Raw genomic sequence first — 5,662 nt, forward strand, 5'->3', positions numbered from 1 at the left:
GCCAGAAAGGCGCCCGCCAAGGCCGCGCCGAGCATTGTTGAGCGGTCGAAGCTGTCGCTGAGCAGCAGCAGCGCCAGCACGCCGAAAGAGGCGCCGCCGGAAATGCCCAGGACCTCGGGTGCGGCCATCGGGTTGCCGGTCATGCGCTGCATCAGCGTGCCGGCGACGGCGAGCAGGACGCCCGCCGACAGGGCGACGACGACGCGAGGCGCGCGCAGGGCAAGCAGCTCGGTCAAATCCGCGGATGCGATCCAGTGCCAACCGCCTGCGCCACGGCCAAAGCCGATGGCGAGGACAACCGCGAGGATGAGCGCCAGCAGGCCCGCGATCAACGGCAGGCCGTTTGTCGGCAGGCGTATCGACGACACCATGTCGGCCTGCCTTTCGGGGGTGGTTCGCATTCGCGGCAACAGGAACAGCAGCAGCGGCGCGCCGAGCAAAGCGGTCGCGGTGCCGGCGGGGATTTCGCCGGTGAACGGCAAATGCTGCACCAGCCGGTCGGTGAGCCAGAGCAGGGCACCGCCGACCAGCGGCGACCAGACCAGGCGGCGGCCAAGCGTGCGCGCTCCGGCCAGCCGCGCCAGCGCCGGGGCGGCGAGCGCCACGAAACCGATGACGCCCACCTCGGCGACGACCAGCGCGCTAAGCGAGACGGCGACTGTCATGCCGGCAAGGCGGATGACGGCCGGCCGGGTGCCGAGCGATGCCGCGCCGTCGTCGCTGAGGTCGAGCAGGCGTAGCGGTCGCCAGAGTAGGAGCGCGGCGCAGATGCCGGCCAGCAGCCATGGCGCCAGAACAAGGACCGCCGCGTCGCCATTCTGCACCAGCGAGCCGCTCTGCCAGATGAACAGCTCCTCGGTGTATTCGCGGTTGAGCGCCATCAGCAGCGCGCCGGCCGAGCCGAAAGTGAGGCTGACGACGAGGCCGGCGATGATGATCGACACTGGCGAAAAGCTGCGCCCGCGCGCCAGTGCGAAAACGGCTGATGTGGCGAGCGCGCCGCCAGCCAGCGCCACGCCTTCGCGGCCACCTTCCAGCAACCATGGTGCGTAGAGGGTGGCGGCCGCCAATGCGAGGCTCGCTCCGGCATTGGTGCCGATCGTGGTCGGCTCGGCCAGCGGGTTGCGCAGCACATGCTGCATGACGACACCGGCGAGACCAAGTGCCGCGCCGGCCAGCATGCTGACGGCGACACGCGGGAGGAAGGCATAGCGATACAGCAACTGCGCTGGATCGGATGTGTCGGGAGCGGTGAGCGCATGCCACCACAAGTGCGTCGGGAAAAGGTTGATGAGATCGAAGATGGTCAGCATCAGTGCCAGGCCCGCGGGCACGGCCACCAGCAGGATGAACGCGCCGATGCCGTCGCGCTGTCGCGGCAGGGACATTGCCTGAGCGATCATGCCGCTGCCACGAATTCGGCGAAACGCGCGGCAGCAGTGAGACCGCCGAACGGCCAGACCGGCGGAATGGTCCGCACCTGGCCGTTCCGGACGCAGGGCAGATTGGCCCAGAGCGAGCTGCGGGCAATCCTGATCCTGACGTGCGGCGGGATCGGATCGAGCGAGATCAGTTGCGCCTCGCCGACGGCGACCAGTTCCTCGATGCCGACCGTCGAAAAACCCCATTCATTGGTGGCGCCGGTCCAGGCGTTGACGAGGCCGAGCCGGTCGAGGACATCCTGCAGCAGGCTGCCGGCGCCGTAGACGCGGACATGGCGATCGTCGAACATGCTGACGACGCAGACCGGTTTTTGCACCGCCCGCTCCAGCCTGGCACGCGCTTGGGCGATCGAGGCTTCGGTGCGCCCGACAAGGTTTTCTGCTTCCGTCCTGCGGCCAAGCATGTCGCCAAGCTGCAGCGTCACCTGTTGCGCCTGCGCGTAAGGTGGAGCCTTGCCGCTGTAGAACGGCACGTTGAAGGTCGGCGCCAATCTGGTGAAGCTGTTCTCGTCCAAGCCATAGCCATAGGCGCCGACGATCAGGTCGGGCCGCAACTCCCGAAGCAGTTCGATATTGGGCTCGCTGCGCGATCCCAGGTCGATGGTGGCCTGCGGCAGCGCCGGGCCCTGCACCCAGTCGCCATAACCCCTGGTGTCGCCGACGGCGAGCGGCGACAGGCCGAGCGAGACCACCAGTTCGGCCGATGTCCATTCCAGGCAGACGACGCGGGCAGGTGCCGCGCGTGCCATGCCGCCCGGCAAAGCGAGGCCGGTCGCGGCGAGGCCGGCAAGATACTGGCGCCGTGTCAGCGCCGCCATTTTGGGCCGGCCCGCCACATTGCTTTTACCATGTGTATTTCACCGAACCGTTGATCCTGCGGCCTTCGCCGTAGAAGCAGCCGAAGCCCGAAGAGAAACAGGAGGCGACATAGCGTTTGTCCAACAGATTGCTGGCATTGAGGCTGAGCGTGGCGTTCTGCCAGGTGTAATGCACCGCCGCGTCGGCAAGCACGACCGATGGGACCTTGAAGCTGTTGGCGTCGTCGCCATAGGTCGAGCCGACATAGCGGACACCGGCGCCCAGCCCCAGGCCCTCCAGGCGGCCGCTGCCGAAGGTGTAATTCGCCCACAGCGACGCGGAATGCTTCGGCACGCCGAAGGGCGTATTGCCTTCATTGCTGATCGAACTCCCATTATCATCAACAACAGAAGTCGCCTTGGTGATCCTGGTGTCGAGATAGGTGTAGGCCGCTCTCAGGTCGAAGCCGGAATCGAGGCTGGCAACGGCCTCGAGTTCGACGCCGCGCGAGCGGATCTTGCCGGTCTGGAACATGTCGTCGGGCCGGCCCTCATTGCCATAGCGCACGACATTCTGTCGGGTCAGGTCGAAAACCGATGCCGTAATGAAGGAATTCCACCCGGTCGGCTGGTATTTCAGCCCGATCTCGTACTGCCTGCCGGTCTCGGGCACGAACAGATTGCCGTCGCTGTCGGCGCCGGCCACGGGCTGGAACGATTCGGAGTAGCTGACATAGGGCGCAAGCCCGTTGTCGGCGAGATAGACGAGCCCCGCCCGGCTGGTGAAGGCGTTGTCCTTCTGCTCGGGAATGTAGCCGCCGGCCAGATTGTCGTAGACCTTGGCGTCCGACCAATCCTGGCGGCCGCCAAGGGTCAGCCGCCAGTTGCCGAGCTTTACCTGGTCCTGCGCATAGAGACCGACTTGCTGCTGGGTGGTGTCGGTATCGGTGTAGGGCGTCAGATCGGTGATCGGGTACCCGTAAACCGGATCGAAGACGTTGAAACCGTCCTCGACGGTCCCTTCCGAGGCATAGTCGCGGTAAGTATAGCGTTTGTAGTCGAGGCCGACGAGCAGCGTGTGGGCGAGCGGCCCGGTGTCGAAATCGGCTTGTGCCTGGTTGTCGATGGTGACGCCGCTGAGTTTGGTGCCGCCGGCATCTGCATAACGGTAGTAGTCGCCGCTTGAAGGTTCCAGGCCGTTCGAGTCCGTCAGTCCGCCACCAAAGACGCCTTCCTCGGTGTGGGTAAGGTGGACGTAGCGGGCATGCTGTCGAACCTGCCAGGTTTCGTTGAAACGGTGATCGAATTCGTAGCCGATCGAGGCCTGGTCGTTGTTGTAGGAGTCGAAGCCGGGTTCGCCGACGAACATGCTGTTCGGCAGGTACTTGCCGTCCTTGCCCGGTATGACCGTGCCGTAGGCAGGCAGATACTGCATCGCCCAGCCCGAGCGATCGCGCTGATAGTTGGCGAGGATGGTCAGGCTGGTGTCGGCATCGGGCTGCCAGGTGATCGCCGGCGCGATGAAGATGCGGTCGTCCTTGACGAAGTCGGTCTGCGTGTCGCCCATGTGAGCGGCGCCGGTGAGGCGAAACAGCAGCGACTTGTCGGCGTTCACGGCACCGCTGAAGTCGAACTTGCCTTCATACCGGTTGAAGCTGCCACCACCGAATTCGACCTCGCGCAGGTTTTCCTCGGTTGGCCGCTTGCTGACATAGTTGATGATGCCGCCGGGGCTTGCCTGGCCATAAAGTACCGACGCCGGTCCGCGCAGCACCTCGTAGCGTTCCGCGCCATAGGAATCGAGTGCGGTGAACAGGGTGAAATTGCTCTCCTTGAGCTGCAGCCCGTCCCTGTAGAAGACGCCGCTGGCGTTCGAAATGCCGCGCAACTGCAGGCCGAGGCCGCGATTGTCGGTGCCGTAGAGATTGCCGGTGGCGCCGGGTGTGTAGCGCAACGCGCTGTTCAGGCTGTCGACGGCCTGCGCTTCCATCTGGTCCCTGGTGATGACCGATATCGATTGCGGCGTCTCGATCAGCGGCGTGTCGGTCTTGCTGCCGGTGGAGCCCTTTGTGGCAACGTAGCCCTTGACCGGCCCGAAAGCGCTTTCGACACGTTCCTGGACTTTGATCGGGTCTAGGGTGGTGGTGACCGTCTCCTGGGCCAGTGCATGGCCGCAGCCAAGCAGGGCCGGCAGCGACACCGTTGCGATCAGCAGGCGCTTGCGCGCTATCCGGTTCCGCCAAATCGGTCCATGTCCTGAAATCATCCTTTGCGCCCCCTGTTTCCAAATTTTCGTGCCGATATTGCCGGTCGCGACGATTTGTTGATCGTTGCAGTCATCTTCAATGTTGACTAGTAAGGTCATGTTTCATAGTCAACCGGGCACGACCCGTCGAAATGCCGGAATCTGGAAATGCGGGCGGCCGCACTGGAGAAAAGCCATGAGCATGGCTGGAATTGATGCCCAGACTGCCTTCCATATCGACGCGGTGCGCTTTGCCGTCGGCGAGCGGACGCTGCTCGGTCCGGTCTCGCTCGAACTGGAGCGCTCGCGCGTCTATGGGCTGATCGGCCACAATGGTTCGGGCAAGTCGACGCTTATCAAGCTCATGGCGCGCCAGCAGCCGACGAGTTCAGGCGCCATCACTTTCGCCAGACGTCCGTTGCCGCAATGGGGTGCCCGCGAATTTGCCCGCGCGCTTGCCTATCTGCCGCAGACGACGCCTGCGGCGACCGGCCTGACCGTGCGCGAACTGGCGACGCTCGGGCGCTATCCCTGGCATGGCGCGCTTGGCCGTTTCCGCGCCGAGGACAGGCAGCATGTCGAGGAGGCGCTGGCCCTGACCGATATGGAGGGTTTTGCCGACCGGCTGGTGGACGAATTGTCGGGCGGCGAGCGCCAGCGCGCCTGGCTCGCCATGCTGGTGGCGCAGAACGCCGGCGTCATGCTGCTCGACGAGCCGATTTCGGCACTCGACATCGCCCATCAGGTCGAGGTGCTCGGGCTGGTCAAGGAGCTCAGCCGCAAACGCGACCTATGTGTCGTCGTCGTGCTGCACGATCCCAACATGGCGGCGCGCTACTGCGACGAACTGATCGCGCTCAAGGACGGCAAGCTGCTGACGCGCGGCACGCCAGGCGAAATCATGCGTAGCGATGTGCTGAAAGGCATTTTCGGTGTGGAGATGGGCGTGTTCGCGCACCCCGTCACCGGCCAGCCTGTCGGCTATGTGCAGTGACAATATCTGATGCGGCGGCGGGAAATAGAAGGCGGCAGGCCGCTGTGAGAACAAGGAAGAAGCTGTTGTCGAGAACTGGTTTGTTGGCGGCGTTGGTCGCATCCGTCATCCTGTCGGCCGGCAGCGCGATGGCCCAGGAGCAACCCGCCGGTGCCGCGCCGGCGGTCGAAGCCCCCACCCCGGC

General features: G+C 64.9%; 4 protein-coding genes. 1 reads left to right on the forward strand and 3 read right to left on the reverse strand.

Translation table 11 applies throughout. From position 1 onward, the window contains the following. The 3 genes from EN906_RS20880 to EN906_RS20890 all read right to left on the reverse strand — a co-directional run. A partial coding sequence (locus EN906_RS20880) for an iron chelate uptake ABC transporter family permease subunit (RefSeq protein ID WP_127375341.1) occupies positions 1–1,403 on the reverse strand: 1,403 nt, incomplete at its 3' end. Continuing rightward, a complete protein-coding gene (locus EN906_RS20885; protein WP_127272291.1) occupies positions 1,400–2,260 on the reverse strand; it encodes an ABC transporter substrate-binding protein in 861 nt (286 codons plus the stop codon). The genes EN906_RS20880 and EN906_RS20885, both read right to left, overlap by 4 nt. 25 nt (positions 2,261–2,285) lie before the next feature. Continuing rightward, on the reverse strand, positions 2,286–4,439 hold the full coding sequence (locus EN906_RS20890) for a TonB-dependent siderophore receptor (RefSeq protein WP_245465168.1): 2,154 nt from the start codon (positions 4,437–4,439) through the stop codon (positions 2,286–2,288). Between the two features lie 247 nt (positions 4,440–4,686). Here EN906_RS20890 and EN906_RS20895 point away from each other — a divergent pair, with 247 nt between their 5' ends. Beyond that, positions 4,687–5,478 (forward strand): ATP-binding cassette domain-containing protein, encoded by a 792-nt coding sequence (locus EN906_RS20895; RefSeq protein ID WP_164748715.1) that lies wholly within the window; start codon positions 4,687–4,689, stop codon positions 5,476–5,478. Positions 5,479–5,662 lie beyond the last annotated feature (184 nt).

It is taken from the genome of Mesorhizobium sp. M7A.F.Ca.CA.004.06.1.1, assembly GCF_003999135.1.
Taxonomy (GTDB): domain Bacteria; phylum Pseudomonadota; class Alphaproteobacteria; order Rhizobiales; family Rhizobiaceae; genus Mesorhizobium.